Origin of the sequence: Campylobacter sp. P0103 (assembly GCF_002139545.1) — a bacterium.
GTDB classification, from domain to species: Bacteria; Campylobacterota; Campylobacteria; order Campylobacterales; family Campylobacteraceae; genus Campylobacter; species Campylobacter devanensis.
The window spans coordinates 509,523-524,300 of record NZ_MJKG01000001.1; the positions used below are offsets into that span (position 1 = coordinate 509,523).

At 33.8% G+C, this 14,778-nt stretch carries 14 protein-coding genes, 3 tRNA genes and 1 pseudogene; 6 read left to right on the forward strand and 12 right to left on the reverse strand.

All coding sequences use genetic code 11. From position 1 onward, the window contains the following. Positions 1 to 112 precede the first annotated feature (112 nt). The 6 genes and pseudogenes from CIGNP103_RS02595 to CIGNP103_RS02620 form a co-directional block, all read right to left on the reverse strand. Positions 113 to 189, reverse strand: a tRNA-Gly gene (locus tag CIGNP103_RS02595). A 9-nt stretch (positions 190 to 198) separates the two neighbouring features. Beyond that, positions 199 to 283, reverse strand: a tRNA-Tyr gene (locus CIGNP103_RS02600). Positions 284 to 340: 57 nt separating this feature from the next. Next, a tRNA-Thr gene (locus CIGNP103_RS02605) sits at positions 341 to 416 on the reverse strand. Between the two features lie 113 nt (positions 417 to 529). Further along, positions 530 to 916: pseudogene (locus tag CIGNP103_RS08440) on the reverse strand (methyl-accepting chemotaxis protein); the annotation flags it as partial. Between the two features lie 1,556 nt (positions 917 to 2,472). After that, positions 2,473 to 2,961, reverse strand: a complete 489-nt coding sequence (locus CIGNP103_RS02615) for a peptidylprolyl isomerase (RefSeq protein ID WP_086241088.1) — start codon at positions 2,959 to 2,961, stop codon at positions 2,473 to 2,475. 9 nt (positions 2,962 to 2,970) lie between these two features. Beyond that, positions 2,971 to 3,678, reverse strand: coding sequence for a YebC/PmpR family DNA-binding transcriptional regulator (locus CIGNP103_RS02620; protein WP_086224017.1), 708 nt, complete (start codon positions 3,676 to 3,678; stop codon positions 2,971 to 2,973). A gap of 111 nt (positions 3,679 to 3,789) precedes the next feature. Here CIGNP103_RS02620 and CIGNP103_RS02625 point away from each other — a divergent pair, with 111 nt between their 5' ends. The 5 genes from CIGNP103_RS02625 to lgt are packed head-to-tail and all read left to right on the forward strand — an operon-like array spanning position 3,790 to position 8,687. After that, positions 3,790 to 3,993 (forward strand): heavy metal transport/detoxification protein, encoded by a 204-nt coding sequence (locus CIGNP103_RS02625; RefSeq protein ID WP_086226559.1) that lies wholly within the window; start codon positions 3,790 to 3,792, stop codon positions 3,991 to 3,993. Between the two features lie 8 nt (positions 3,994 to 4,001). Further along, entirely contained in the window at positions 4,002 to 6,146 is a 2,145-nt protein-coding gene (locus CIGNP103_RS02630; protein ID WP_236847407.1) for a heavy metal translocating P-type ATPase, read from the forward strand. A 3-nt stretch (positions 6,147 to 6,149) separates the two neighbouring features. After that, positions 6,150 to 7,292 carry a Y-family DNA polymerase gene (locus CIGNP103_RS02635; protein ID WP_086268530.1) on the forward strand — a complete coding sequence of 381 codons (1,143 nt, stop codon included), beginning with the start codon at positions 6,150 to 6,152 and terminating at the stop codon, positions 7,290 to 7,292. Positions 7,293 to 7,333: 41 nt separating this feature from the next. Then, positions 7,334 to 7,885, forward strand: a complete 552-nt coding sequence (locus tag CIGNP103_RS02640) for a hypothetical protein (protein WP_086224014.1) — start codon at positions 7,334 to 7,336, stop codon at positions 7,883 to 7,885. Positions 7,886 to 7,907: 22 nt separating this feature from the next. Then, positions 7,908 to 8,687, forward strand: a complete 780-nt coding sequence (gene lgt, locus CIGNP103_RS02645) for a prolipoprotein diacylglyceryl transferase (protein WP_086252606.1) — start codon at positions 7,908 to 7,910, stop codon at positions 8,685 to 8,687. 122 nt (positions 8,688 to 8,809) lie between these two features. Here the strand turns inward: lgt and CIGNP103_RS08370 are convergent, their stop codons facing one another. From CIGNP103_RS08370 to CIGNP103_RS02665, 5 genes are all read right to left on the reverse strand, one after another. Further along, the gene (locus tag CIGNP103_RS08370; RefSeq protein WP_272888202.1) at positions 8,810 to 8,938 is read right to left on the reverse strand and encodes a hypothetical protein; all 129 of its coding nucleotides are present in this window, start codon (positions 8,936 to 8,938) and stop codon (positions 8,810 to 8,812) included. 318 nt (positions 8,939 to 9,256) lie between these two features. Beyond that, entirely contained in the window at positions 9,257 to 11,089 is a 1,833-nt protein-coding gene (locus CIGNP103_RS02650) for a primosomal protein N' (RefSeq protein WP_086252538.1), read from the reverse strand. After that, positions 11,086 to 11,445, reverse strand: a complete 360-nt coding sequence (locus tag CIGNP103_RS02655; RefSeq protein WP_086224012.1) for a type II secretion system protein — start codon at positions 11,443 to 11,445, stop codon at positions 11,086 to 11,088. The genes CIGNP103_RS02650 and CIGNP103_RS02655 overlap by 4 nt, the downstream gene beginning before the upstream one ends. Then, positions 11,429 to 11,668 carry a hypothetical protein gene (locus CIGNP103_RS02660; protein WP_086224011.1) on the reverse strand — a complete coding sequence of 80 codons (240 nt, stop codon included), beginning with the start codon at positions 11,666 to 11,668 and terminating at the stop codon, positions 11,429 to 11,431. The genes CIGNP103_RS02655 and CIGNP103_RS02660 overlap by 17 nt, the downstream gene beginning before the upstream one ends. Continuing rightward, positions 11,665 to 11,898, reverse strand: a complete 234-nt coding sequence (locus tag CIGNP103_RS02665) for a hypothetical protein (protein ID WP_086224010.1) — start codon at positions 11,896 to 11,898, stop codon at positions 11,665 to 11,667. The genes CIGNP103_RS02660 and CIGNP103_RS02665 overlap by 4 nt, the downstream gene beginning before the upstream one ends. 159 nt (positions 11,899 to 12,057) lie before the next feature. Here CIGNP103_RS02665 and uvrB point away from each other — a divergent pair, with 159 nt between their 5' ends. After that, entirely contained in the window at positions 12,058 to 14,034 is a 1,977-nt protein-coding gene (gene uvrB, locus CIGNP103_RS02670; RefSeq protein ID WP_086268531.1) for an excinuclease ABC subunit UvrB, read from the forward strand. Between the two features lie 108 nt (positions 14,035 to 14,142). On the opposite strand, the gene CIGNP103_RS02675 is transcribed toward uvrB, so the two are convergent. Beyond that, a partial coding sequence (locus CIGNP103_RS02675; RefSeq protein ID WP_272888203.1) for a flagellin occupies positions 14,143 to 14,778 on the reverse strand: 636 nt, incomplete at its 5' end.

Below are 14,778 nucleotides of genomic sequence, written 5' to 3' on the forward strand. Positions count from 1 at the left end.
GCAAAACAGAGTTATACTAAAATTATACAAACACCGAAAAACTAAAAAATGACTAAGATTAACTGCAGAATAGAATATAAATTCAAAAAAACAGCTCCCAGTCAAATTTAAATGGAGCGGGAAACGGGACTCGAACCCGCGACCCTCAGCTTGGAAGGCTGATGCTCTAGCCAACTGAGCTACTCCCGCGTATAGCAATGGTGGTGAGACGTGGATTCGAACCACGGAAGACATAGTCAGCAGATTTACAGTCTGCCCTCGTTGGCCACTTGAGTATCTCACCCTAAGTAATTAAAATAATGATTGCTATATGTATCTGGTCAAACACTGTAAAGATAAATGGAGCTGGTGAACGGAATCGAACCGCCGACCTACTGCTTACAAGGCAGTTGCTCTACCGGCTGAGCTACACCAGCACCTTTAACTTGTGAGCTGGAATTATAGCTAATTTTATTTTATTTGTCAAGGGTTTTTTGAATAATTATAAAAAATTTCGCCAATTTTTTTTATAATCGGCGAAATTTAGTATTTAGAATTTATTTTTATTTATATTAGCAAGCATCCCTTCACTCATCTCTTCAACATTATTTGAGATACTAGCTATTTTAGTAGTTTCTTCATAATTGCGTTCTGTACCATTCTCTATAGCGCTCATAGCTTCGTTTATTTGATTGATTGCTGCAGTTTGTTCGTTAATGCTAGCACTCATATCAGTAATACTTTGAGTTAAAATATTTACATTAGCTTCAATTTCAGTTAGAGATTTGCCAGTTTTTTCAGCTAATGTTCTAACTTCATCGGCCACAACTGAAAATCCTCTACCATGTTCACCAGCACGAGCAGCTTCTATAGCAGCATTTAGAGCAAGTAAATTTGTTTGTTCAGCTATATCTTTAATGATAATAATAATATTTTTAATATCATCACTTTGCTTTATAACCTCATTTGCTCTTTCATTTATAGAATTCATTGAGCTGCTTAACTCCTCTACGGCTGCGGCACTCTCTTGTAAAGATGCTGCTTGAAGTTTTGATGATTCATTTAATTTATCAATTCCATCTTTCATATTGTGTGATGCTTCATATAGTGTTTGACTGGATTTTTGTGATAGGCGTAGCATCGCTACAGTAGCATCACCTAACTCATTTACACCATCAGCCATTTTAAGAAGATAGTGTTTTAAATTCTCATTTGAAGCTCTTTGAGTATAGTCATGCTCTGAGTATTTGGCTATAATTTTAACTATCTCATTTATATTTTTTTCAAGTGCTAAGGCCATGTTGTTTAGCGTCTCTTGTAGTTGTTTCATTAGTGGAGAGTCGCAATTGCTATTTAAACGCACATTAAAACTACCTTGAGATAGCTCTTTTAGAGTTTTTACTGTTTCATTAATAAATTTACGCTCAGAGCCGATTTGAATGCGTAAATTTGATATATTTTGGTTAATCATCTTAGCTATTACGCCAAATTCATCTTTTGAGTTAATATCTATAGTCTTGCAATCATCTTTTTCATGTCCAAGGAAAGCAAAAAATCCTCTAAGTCCATCACTAACTGGCTCAATTTGAGCTATCTTTTTACGAAGAACAATAGAACCAAGCACAATCACGATAATGTTAATAATGAATAATCCTAAAACAGCATCAAAATATAGTGTAGTTTTATCGATTTTAGATTGCACTTCTTGATCTGTTCTGTTCTTAAGCATCACAAAAAACTCATCAATTGGCTCCATAATTTTAGCTTTTTCAATGTGATATTCTTTAGAATGAGTTAAATCAATTGCTAGGCCTACATCTGGCTGACCTATGATGGTGTATTGACCATTACTATCCATAAATTTACCCATTACCGCATTCATAGCTCTAGTTTCGATATCTACTAAGTAATTTGAGCGAGCCTCAGACTCTTTTAATTTATCTAGCTCGGCTCTACTAAAGCCTAACGCTTCCATTTTTTTAGTCAAAGCAATTGTCTCGTTACTATCTGGGCGAGGCTTTTGGCCTGTTGCTGCTACAAAATCCCAATAAATTCTTTCATAATTCATAGGTCTTGGAACTTTACCATTTCTAATATCTAATATAGTATTATACTGGTCAATATAGCGACTATCACCTGTAACGCTATAAGTACGAGCTAATCTAGTTAAATCATCAGAACTTTGGCGAAGTTCATCAGCTAGTATATATGACTGATATCTTCTCTCAGATGCCTCTATAAGCTCATCTTGTACACCAATCACTCCAAGTAGAGCGACTAAATTTAAAACGACTATAGTAATAATCGCACCAAAAATAGCATAAAACAAGGTAGTGAATTTCATGAAAATCCTTAAAAATAGTAAAATTGCGATTTTGTTATAATACAAACATTGTAGTTAAATATTGCTTAAGTTTATGGGTAAATATTAATAATTTATTTAAAGAATTTTAACTTAGCGTGAGAAAACTCACGCAATAAATATAATTGAGTTTATAAACTCTCTTTGATCTCTATAGTAGTGATTTTATCCCCTTGTCTAATCGCATCTAAAACACTCTTGCTCTCATCATCTATCAACTCGCCAAATATAGTATGGACGCCATTTAGATGTGGCTGAGCGCTATGGCATACGAAAAATTGGCTACCTCCTGTATCTCTGCCAGCGTGCGCCATGCTTAGGCTACCTCTATTATGTTTGCGTTTTTGACCGACACATTCGCATTTGATTCTCCAACCTGGGCCACCAACTCCATTGCCATACGGGCAACCACCTTGGATAACGAAATTTGGTATAACCCTATGAAAATTTAATCCATCATAAAATCCAGATTTAGCTAATTCTACAAAGTTAGCTACGGTTTGCGGGGTCTCATCTGGATATAGCTCGGCTATCATATCGCCTTTATCTGTTTTGATAACTGCGAATTTACATTTAGATAATTCATTGGCATCTATATCATATATTTTTAACTCTTCCATTAATTCTCCTTATTCTATATTTGTATATACTGCTTGGATATCATCGTCATCATCAAGCTTATCTAAAAGCTTTTCAATCTCGCTAAGCTCCTCATCATTGAGCGAAATTGTGGAATTTGGAATGTATTGTAAGCTACCTTTTTTAAGCGTTAAATTACACTTCTCAATCCCATCGCTAAGCGTGCCAAAGCTCTTATAATCACCATATATCATCAAGCTATTTTCACCTTGTTCTAATAGCTCAAGACCATAATCTATAAGCTCTAATTCTAACTCTTCTAGATCGCCACTTGGTAACTCTACTTCAAATACCGCCTTACGACTAAACATAAAGCTAAGGCTACCACTTGGCAAAATCTCTCCACCATTTTTGTTAAATATAGCCTTTACATTTGCTACTGTCCTAGTGGCATTATCAGTAGCTGCTTCTACGATGATTTGAACGCCGTGAGCAGCCTTACCATCATAAAATATAGTTTTGATATCGCTACTATCTTTGCCACTTGCCCTTTTGATTGCTGCGTCAATATTATCTTTTGGCATATTTTGAGCTTTGGCTGTAGCTATGGCTGAGCGGAGTTTTGGGTTCATATCTGGATCGCTTCCACCCTCTTTGGCCGCTACTGTGATCGCTTTAGCTAATTTTGGGAATAACTTGCTCATCTTATCCCATCTAGCCTCTTTACTAGCTCTTCTATACTCAAATGCTCGTCCCATTTTTGTCCTTTTGGATTTTCTAAGGCGGTAATTATATCAAAAAATCGTTAAATTTTAATTAGCTATATAATTATATAATTTTTAAAATCTCAATTAAATTTAGGATAAATCGTGAAATTTGAAGTTAAAAATATCAATTGCCAAAGTTGTGTAAATTTGATTAAGAATTCTCTTGAAGATGAATTTGGCACTATTATCATTGATTTAACAAGTGAGCCAAAAATTCTTACTATAGATATAAATAGTGATGAGATTAAGGCTAAATTTATAGATGAGCTAAATGAGCTTGGCTTTGAAGTTATTAAAGAAATTTAGGAATTTACTTGAATAAGATTGAGTTAAAAATCAGCGGAATGAGCTGTGTAAATTGTGCAAATTCTATTAAAAAATCAGCACTAAAAATCCCGGGAATAAAGTCTGCAAATGTAGATTTTAACACTCATTGTGCTGTATTTGAATATGATCAAAATGCTGATATAGAAGCATTAAAAAATAAAATTATTAAACTTGGTTTTGGTATTGCAAACAATCAAGATGAGCTTGAAAATGCTCAAAATAAAGAATTAAAAAATTACCAAAATAAATTTATAATCTGTTCTATAATTAGCGCAGCTCTTATGTGGGCAGAGATGAGTAAATCCAATCCTATACCTATGCCATTTATGATTGCTTTGGCTTGTATTGGGATATTTTATTGCGGATCTAGTTTTTACTCTCATGCATTAAAGAGCTTAAAAGAGCATAATTATGATATGAATGTACTTATATTTTTGGGTACTTTTTGCGCATTTTGCTACTCTATTTTTGCTACAATTTTTCATAATCAAATTCCAACAAATCTAAACTATCTATATTTTAGCGGTGCGACAATGATTATAACCTTTGTCTTGCTTGGCAAATATTTAGAAAATAAAGCCAAAGCCACTGCTTCATCTTACCTAAAATCTTTAATAAATCTAAGCCCAACCAAGGCTTTTATCATCTCTAGCGATGGGAGTACCAAAGAGACTTTAGCTAGTAGTCTCAAAATCGGAGATATAGTTTTAGTCAAAACTGGCTCTATAATTCCATGTGATGGCATTATAGAAAATGGAGGTGCTGAGATAGATACAAGTGCAATAAATGGCGAAAGTATGCCAGTTTATAAAAGCACTGGTCAGATGGTATATAGTGGTACTCTAAACTGCAATGGCCATATATTAATAAAAGTTACTAAAAGTCCAAATGATACCTTACTGGCTCAAATTTTAAATCTTATTCAAAACGCAGCTAGTAAAAAGCTATCTATCTCACGCATAGCTGATAAAGTAGCAAATATTTTCATCCCTTTAGTAATAGCTGCTTCTGTGGCTACATTTTGTATCTGGGCTAGTTTTGGTATGGAATTTAATGGAATTTTAAGTGCTATTTGCGTGCTTATTATCTCATGTCCTTGTGCCTTAGGACTTGCTACGCCAATTGCTATAGTTTGTGCTATATCACTGGCTTTGAAGCATTCAATTTTGATTAAAAATCCAGTTGCCCTAGAGCAATTCAATGATATTAAATTTGCCGTATTTGATAAAACTGGAACCATCACAGCAGCAGATATAAGCGTAATAGAAACCAGTCTTAATAAAAATGATTTATCCATAGTAGCCAATATCTCAGCACTAAACTCGCACCCAGTTTCAAATGCGATTACAAACTACGCCAAAGAGCTAATCAATGTCAAATTTCAAAGTAAATTTGAGTATATTAGCGGGCTTGGAATTAAAAGCGATAATGTTTTAATAGGCAATGAAAGATTACTAAATTTAAATTTAATATCCATAGACAAAAATCAAAAAGCCATAATAGAGCAAAAAATGGATATTGGCTATGGGGTTATCTTAGTAGCGATTAATGGCAAATTTAGCGGATATATCGCAATTAGCGATACTATAAAGCCTGAGGCAAAAGAGGTTATAAAGAGCCTAAAATCACAAAATATAACCCCAGTAATTTTAAGCGGAGATAGTCATAAAATCAGTAATCTAGTAGCCAAAGAGCTTGATATAGATATGGTTTATAGTGAGGTTTTACCACATCAAAAATATGAGATAATAGAAGATTTAAAAAAATCAGGAAAAGTCGCATTTATAGCAGATGGGATCAACGATGCTGCTGCTTTAAGGGCTGCTGATATCTCTATAGCGATGAACTCTGGAAGCGATCTAGCTAAAAATAGCGCCGATATAATCTTAATGCAAAATAGTCTAAATGGAGTTATAAAAAGCATAAATCTAGCCAAAAAAAGCAACACTACTATAAAACAGAATTTAACTTGGGCGTTTGGATATAATACGATTTGTATTCCAATTGCTGCTGGAATTTTAGAGCCATCTTTTGGAATTCATCTTACACCGATGTGGGCAGCACTTGCTATGAGTCTAAGCTCTATTAGCGTAGTTTTAAACTCTTTAAGATTAAAACTAGCTAGAATTTAGATTATGTTTATTCACATAGATCTTGATGCATTTTTTATCAGTGCAGCTGCAACAATAGATAAAAGCTTAATTGGTAAAAAAGCCGCCGTAGCAAGTGGAAGTAAATTTGATATATTTGGCGACTATCATGAGTATGGCATAATTTTAAGCGCTACTTATGAAGCTCGTGCTATAGGAATTAACTGCACTATGCACTCAAGTTTAGCTAAAAAACTCTGTCCTGATTTAATCATAGTTCCAACAGATTTTGAGCTATATCATAAATTATCAAATTCTCTTTATAATTTATTGCTTAATTATACTGATGAAATTGAGAAGTATAGTATTGATGAGTATTTTATAGATCTTGCTGGAACAAAATATGATATTAATCCTTTAGTATTTGCTAATAAGCTTAAATTTGAGATAAATAATAAACTAAATTTACCTTGTAGTATAGGAATTGCGCCAAATAAACTACTAGCTAAGCTTGCAACCAATCTAGCAAAACCTAGCAAAATATATCAAATAAATAGTCCCCAAGAGATAGAAAATCTACAAATTTCCAAGCTTCCAGGAGTAGGTAAATCTCTTTATAAAAGCTTACAAAAATATGGAGTTACTACTATTAAAGATGCTCTAAATGCCAAGCATATATTTGACAAACTTGGCAAATATGCCATAAATCTTTATAGCTCTTTAAATTTACTCCATCAAGACAAAATTATTAAAAATCAGCCACGAAAATCTCTAGCTATAGCTAGAAGCTTTGCCCCAATTAAAAATAGAGATGATATCAATAAAAGATTAATGACTCTATGTAGGCATCTATATTTTGAAGTAGCCTCACTTGCTTTAACCCCAAGCAGGATCGAGCTAAAACTTCGCTATAAAGGACAAGAGCAAATAAGCATAAGCACTACTATTAATACTAACTTTACTCACAAATTTTTAGAACAGATTACTAAAGAGCTATTTATAAACTTAGATAAATTTAAAGAGTATGAGATAAACTATCTAAGTCTTTGTGCGGCTGGATTTGATAAGCAGCAACAGCGATCTTTATTTGATACTCAAAGTCCAAAAAATAGCAAAATTAGTACTGCCATAATGCAAATTCAAAAAAAATATGGTGTAGATGCTATTAAAAGCCTATCTGAGTTTTAAGCAAAATTTAGCTAAAATCAGCAAAAAATTTAAGGAAAATTATGAAAGTAGCCGATGCGTACTCTATGATTTGTATGGTTTTTGCTAGTAATTTTGCTAATGCAATCACTGATGAAGCAATCAAAAAACTACAGCCAACTTGGATGATAAAAACCCAAAATCTAGAAAATGAAAAGGGTAACGCCCTGCTAGCTAGAGCTTTAATGCACTGCAAAGCTGAGGAGATTGCTGCAGATTTGGATAATTTTAAAGTTGCGTGCTCACTAAAATTTTTTAGGCAAGTTAGCGATGAAGAGATAGAGCATTTATATAAACAGCTTAACTTTGATAAGCCATTTACTAACTTACGCGCTACCCATGTTTCAAATATGTTTGCTTTACTTGGCGTTATATTTAAAAATAATACAAATGAAAAAACTCATACAATTCTTGGAATGTATTTGGTTGATTTTTTCCTACCTAGTTTGGTGTTATTTGCTAAATTTCTGCGTTATAATGCCAAAACTCCATATTATCAAGCTATGGGCGAATTTATAATGGATTTTATAAAAACTCTTAAGACAAATTTGGGGTTAAAAATTGACGTTAAATAGTTGGAATTTAATCTATTTAAATATGGATCCAGTGGCATTTAGCCTATTTGGATTAAATATACACTGGTATGGAATTATGTATGTTTTAGCCTTGCTAGTAGCGCTTTGGATGGCTAAATTTTTTGTTAAAAAAGACAAACTACCAATCTCAAATTCGCTTTTAGATAGCTACTTTTTCTGGGTTGAAATAGGTGTGATTTTAGGCGCTAGGCTAGGCTATATCATCATTTATGACCCAAATACCCTATACTATCTTACTCAACCTTGGCAGATATTTAATCCGTTTATAAATGGCGAATTTGTAGGTATTCGTGGAATGAGCTATCATGGTGCTGTTGTTGGATTTATTATTGCGACTCTTCTGTTTTGCTATAAATTTAAGCAAAATATCCTTTTATATCTTGACCTTGTAGCAATTAGTGTGCCATTAGGTTATATCTTTGGTAGAATTGGAAATTTCTTAAATCAAGAGTTAATTGGTCGTACTACTGATGTGAGCTGGGGTGTAGTAAGTGCAGGCGTATTACGCCATCCTAGCCAACTTTATGAAGCTGTGCTTGAAGGACTAGTGATATTTATTATTTTATATTTTTACCGTATTTATAAACGATTTAACGGTGAATTAATTGCCCTTTATGCAATGCTTTATCCAATTATGCGATTTATTTGCGAGTTTTACCGTGAGCCTGATTTTGGTATTGGGTTTGTCGCATTTGGGCTAAGTATGGGGCAAATTCTCTCTATCATTATGTTTGGCTTTGGTCTTTGGCTATATATTTGGCTTAAGTGGGTAAAAAAGTAGCTTAGAGATATTCTGTATTTATCCACTTTAAGCTCTTTAAGTTGTCATTAAAAGTAAATATAATTAAATTATCTATTTTTTAGTGATTCTTTTAATATATTTTTAATATCTTTAGTTATCTCTTATTCACTCTCAATCATCTCATAAAGTTTAAATCCAGCCTCGATAATTGCATGTAGCTCAGGCTTTGTTGTTCGCCATCTTTGTAGTGTTCTAGTAGTTGTGCGTAGTATTCGCGCTTTATCTTGCATTGTGTATTTTATCAAAATAAATTAATAACTTTGTATCCAAACAAAAATTTAAATATTACTTAATAATTTTTATTATAAATTTAAACTCAATGTCTTATAATTCATACTGCTGACTTTACAAAAATGATTAAAATGTTTAAGGCATGGGGGTTGTCATTGGTCGTCCTACTTTAGAACAAGTTGATATGGAAACTTGTCAAAAAGAAATTGTAGACACCGTAAAACCAGAATAATCTTTTCGAACCTAGATTTCTAGGCTTGGTTTTATCCAATTTTATTTCAATGCCTTTCAATTTCGTTTTATAATAATAGCTAAATTTAACTAAAATTCACCGGATCGATATCAGGTAAGGCGACATAATCTCTAGCAATTTTACTAGCCTTTAATAGCGGAGTATGAGTAGCAGATCGTAAAAGTATCTGATAGCGGTGCTTAGATGCTATCAACTCTATGATGCACTTACCATACCCTACTATCTCTAGATCGGCCATACTCTTTAGCTTGCCTAAAATTTGCTGCATTTTACTCACGGCCTTAGATTCATCTTTATCTTCAATTTTAATACGCAAAAGCCTCATAAATGGTGGATATAGCCCCTCTCGCACAGCCATCTCATCAGCAATAAAACGATCAAATTCATCCATATATTCAGCAAAAAACTCACACTTTAATCCTTGGATAATCACCCTGCCATAGTTAGCACGCCCCGCACGCCCCGCTACTTGCATAGCTAGAGCCAGACTCTTGCTTCTAGCTTGATAATCACTATAATCTAAATGCTCATCAAGCCCCATAATGATAGCAAGGCTAACATTATGATAATCATGCCCTTTGCTTAACATCTGAGTACCGACAATTATATCAATTTTATATTCATTAAAATTTTTAAGAAGAGTTGTTAGTTTTTTTTGTGTAGTAATCTCATCACGGTCAAATTTTGCCACATTTGCAAGCGGAAAATACTCTTTAATCTGAGCGACTAACTCACTAGTTCCAATTTTACGAGACTCTAGCATATCGCTACTACACTGAGCGCAAACACTAGGAATCATACAAGCAAATCCACAGTAATGACATCTCATTGCCCTATTTTTTTTATGTAAGCTTAGGGCAATAGAACAGTATGGACACTGCATACTTTGGCCACACTTTTGACAAATTAGAAATTTAAAATTCGCTCTAGTTGGTAAAAATATTATTACCTGTTTTTTAGCCTGCAAGGCTTGTGAAATCTCACCTAAAATTAACTCATTTAATCCTGTTGGACTATGATCATAGATATAGTCTTTTTGTGATGCGTAAAATCTTCCTTTTAGCCTAAAATTCGGAAATTTAGCATAGCTATTTAGACTTGGTGTAGCACTTCCTAAAATACATTTTATCCCCATTTTATTTGCAATATAAATAGCTAAATCTTTAGCATTATAGTATGGGTCGCTGTTGCTTTTATAACTCTCATCATGTTCTTCATCAACTACAATTAACCCCAAATCACTAAAAGGCAAAAATAGCGCTGAGCGTGCACCTGCGATTAGGCGAATTTTGCCTTGACTAAACTCACTTAGCAAATTTTGCTTTTTTTTAGGTGTGATTTTAGAGTGCCACACACCTACGCTATCTCCAAAATATGCTTCTAAGCGCTCTTGCATCTGCGGTGTAAGAGAAATTTCAGGCATTAAAAATAATGCTTGTTTACCTAGGTTTAAATACTCACGAATTAAGCTAATATATATCTCGCTTTTACCGCTTCCTGTATCGCCAAAAAGCAAACTAATAGGATTTTTTTTAATAAATTTAGCAGCTTCAAGCTGTAGAGGGCTTAAATTTGGCGCTTTGATAAAACTACACTTTGATTTGCCATAATGGCTAAAAGGTTCAAATAATCCTAATGAAACACCAATTTCGCAGGTATAGTAATAACTAATAAATTTAGCCAGTGTAATTTGTAGCTGTGTAAAGGTTAAATTTAACCGCTCAATAACTGGCAATGTTTTAAAATCTGGCTTTGGTACTGCTTTTATTATACAACCATTTTGAGTTTTATTTCTTAGCTTTATAGTAACTATTTCAAATTCATTTAGCGCGCACTGACTCTCATATGTAAGCGGAGCTAAATTTGCACCTATTATGGCAATCTCATAGTAGTTCATAGTTTTAGTTTATCGCAAATTTCTTGTGGGCTTAGGCAATTTATAGTAGCATTGCTATCATAGCTAAATCTCACGCTATTATCAAAAACTAAATTTTGATTATCAATACTCCACTTGTGCAAATTTAACTCAGTTAAAATTTGCGAATTTAAAACTGGTTCTTGCACTTTAGCACTAAGCAAAAGAGCGGTTTTTTGGTGGAGAATATTTGCTTGAATTGTAGCTATATCGGTTTTGATTTTGAGTAAATTTGCATCATCTTTACTAAAAAATAGCCTTGGCACTGCTATTGCTAACAAAACACCAAGGATAATAATAACAAATGTTAATTCAATTAAGCTAAATGCTTTTATCATGAGTTAGGGCTTTGTCTATATTGCCAAGAATCGAGCTTAGCTCATTTTTTTGCTCATAATTTTCATAGCACTTTTGAATAAAGGCAGTAAGCAAAGCCTTGATAGTAAGGAGATTTTTATCATCCAAATAGTGTCGTAACTCTTCCTCAAAATAGTCAGCAAATTCATCATCAAGAGTAATATTAAAATCTTTACTAGCTATATTTAAAGAGATTTGTCTCATCGACCAAGCACAGCCTCAACTTGCTTTAATAAATCATCGCTAGCTAGGTCTTGATTTTTTAGCTCCTCTTCAAGCCTCATTATTTGATTTGATTTAGCTTCGTTTTGTGCTTTAACGCTAATTAATTCATTTCTTAAAGCCTCATTAGCTTCGCATACTTCTTCATATTTTAGCATCAGCTCAGTTACTTTTGAAGCTAGATTATTTAAAACCTTTCCGTTTTCTAACATTACAAATCCTTATTTTATGGTGATTAAAGTAGATAATTTTATCATATTTTTTGTAAATATGGGCTAAATTTTAGCTATTTTTTAGCAATTTTAGTGTAAGAAATTTAAAATTTTGGTTAAATAAAAAATGGTAAAATCGCCAAAAATTAAGGCAAGAATATGGACAAATTCGATTTAAATAGTAAATTTTCACCTAGTAAAGACCAGCAAAACGCCATTAACAATATTGTAAACGCATTTAAAAATGGTGCAAAGTATAGTGTATTACTAGGCGTAACAGGTAGTGGCAAGACATTTACCATGGCAAATGTAATAAAGCAGTTAAATATCCCAACACTAATTATGACACACAATAAATCCCTAGCCGCTCAGCTATATAGTGAATTTAAAGGCTTTTTCCCACACAATCATGTGGAGTATTTTATAAGTTACTATGACTACTATCAGCCTGAGGCATATATCCCAAGACAAGATTTATTTATAGAAAAAGATAGCGCTATAAACGATGAACTAGAGCGCCTAAGACTATCAGCTACAGCAAATTTACTCGAACACGATGATACTATCGTGATAGCTAGCGTATCAGCAAATTATGGTCTAGGTAATCCAGCCGAATACAAAGGTATGGTTATTACTTTAGAGCGTGATATGCGAATTAGCCAAAAAGAACTGCTTTTAAAGCTAGTTGATATGGGTTATAAAAGAAATGATAGCTACTTTGATAGGGCTGATTTTCGTGTAAATGGTGATGTAGTAGATATCTATCCGGCATATTTTTGCGATGAAGCTATTAGACTAGAGTTTTTTGGTGATGAAATTGAAGAGATTTATCACTTTAACGCATTAGAGAATAAAAAAACTAAAAATTTAAATAAATTTATTCTATACGCAACAAGTCAATTTGTAGTCGGAGAAAATCGCTTAAAAGAAGCGATTAAGGGGATTGAGGCTGAACTAGATGAAAGACTTAAATTTTATGAAAATCAGGGGCGAATGGTTGAATATCAACGACTTAAGCAACGGGTTGAATTTGATCTAGAAATGCTAGCTACCACTGGAAGCACAAAGGGCGTAGAAAACTATGCTAGATATCTTACCGGTCAAAAAGCAGGAGAAACGCCATACTCGATGTTTGATTATTTTGAAATGAATGGACAAGATTATCTAATTATAGTTGATGAAAGCCATGTTAGCTTGCCACAATTTCGTGGAATGTACGCAGGCGATAGAAGTAGAAAAGAGATCTTAGTAGAGTATGGATTTAGACTACCTAGCGCACTAGATAATAGACCGCTGAAATTTGATGAGTTTATAGCCAAAAAAGGGAAATTTCTCTTTGTCTCTGCTACGCCAAATGAGTATGAAATTCAGCTAGCAAACAATCATATATATGAGCAAATTTTACGCCCAACTGGCCTGCTAGATCCTGAAATTGAGGTAATTAGTAGTGATAATCAAGTTGAAGTTCTTTATGATAGAGCAAAAGCTGTAATAGAACGAGGCGAAAGAGTGCTAATAACTACTTTAACAAAAAAGATGGCCGAAGAGTTAACAAGATACTATCTAGAGCTTGGATTAAAAATCAAATATATGCACTCAGATATTGATGCTGTGGAGCGAAATGAGCTAATACGCGGTCTAAGGCGTGGGGATTATGATATTTTAGTTGGGATAAATTTACTTCGTGAGGGATTAGATCTTCCTGAGGTGAGTCTAGTAGCAGTAATGGATGCAGATAAGGAAGGATTCTTGCGTTCTAAAACTAGCTTAATCCAGACAATGGGGCGAGCTGCTAGAAATGTAAATGGCAAGGTGATTTTATTTGCTAATAAAATTACTAGTTCAATGCGTGAAGCTATTGATATTACCTCTGCACGCCGCAAATACCAAGATGAATATAATAAAGCAAATGGCATCACACCAAAAAGTGCAAGTCGCAATATCGAAGATAGTTTAAAAGAGGATGATACTATAGAGCTTTACACTAAGGCTAAAAAGCTTGAAAAGATGCCAGCTAATGAGCGTGCTAAGATAATCAAGGAGCTAAGAACTATGATGATAGAAGCTGCTAAAAATCTTGAGTTTGAAAAGGCAGCCGCACTGCGTGATGAGATTGCTAAGTTACGACAAATTTAATCATTATAATGTTTATTATTACTAGAAAATAAATAATTTTTAATAATAAACCCTCGCAATGGCTAAGCATTGCGAGTAAATTTAAGATATTAAAGATTTAAATTTAAGTTACTGTAGTAGTCTTAATATATTTTGTTGTACAGCATTTGCCTGACTCATAGCATAGCTTCCACTTTGGGCTAGTATGTTAAATTTAGAGAAGTTTGCGCTCTCACTAGCAAAGTCTACATCTCTTATTTGAGATTCAGCTGATTTTACATTTACTTGGGTAACTGTAATATTATTTATAGTAGCTACTAATTGATTTTGTACTGAACCTAGGTCAGCTCTTAGCTTGTCTAGAGTCTTTCTAGCTGCTTCAGCTACATCCACCATAGCCTGGGCACCACCATAAGTATTTACGCCACCGGCTTGAGCTGTTCCAGTAGATGCTTCGCCACCTCTAAAAAAGCCCATTGCGTTAGCCGTATCTGAAACAATTGTTCCTGCGTTCATATATTTTAAATTTACTGAAGCTTGAGCATAACCAGTTGATGCATTAGCAGCGGTTATCATAGCGTCACCAGCAGTAAAACCAGATACTAAGGATATACCACCTAAACCAACTTTAATATCTCTAGCATCTTGGCGAATAAATGTGATTTGACCCAAATAAACCGTACCAGCCGAATGCGCATCTCCAGCTAATGAAGCACCCGTTTTAGCACCAAATACAGTAGTAGCACCAGTAGATGTTGAACCAAG